Here is a 376-nt window from a genome sequence, read left to right as displayed (position 1 = left end):
TTGCTGAACGGCGGGAAGCTGGTTATTGTCCCTCCGCTGACGGCGAAAAGCCCGGAGCAATTCCTGCAATTGCTGAAAACGCAGCGGGTCACGATTCTGAACCAAACGCCGACTTACTTTTACCAGCTGCTGCAGGAAGAGCTGCGCCATAGCGGAACGGAGCTGGCTTTGCGAAAAGTCATTTTCGGCGGAGAAGCGCTTAGCCCGGCTTTGCTGAAAGCGTGGAAGCTGAAATACCCGCACACGCAGCTGATCAATATGTACGGCATTACGGAAACGACCGTGCACGTGACCTATAAAGAAATTACCGAAGCGGAGATCACGGAAGGCAGAAGCAATATCGGAACATGCCTGCCGACCTTATGCGCCTACATCT

1 protein-coding gene is annotated in these 376 nt (G+C 53.5%); it reads left to right on the top strand.

The genetic code is table 11. The annotated features are described in order from the left end of the window. A partial coding sequence (locus QMG93_RS35060; protein ID WP_281944531.1) for an AMP-binding protein occupies nt 1–376 on the top strand: 376 nt, incomplete at both ends.

The organism is Paenibacillus tyrphae (assembly GCF_027925525.1).
Lineage (GTDB): Bacteria > Bacillota > Bacilli > Paenibacillales > NBRC-103111 > Paenibacillus_G > Paenibacillus_G tyrfis_B.
The sequence above is the reverse complement of the archived record's forward strand: the minus strand, read 5'-3'. Positions and strand labels throughout refer to the sequence as shown.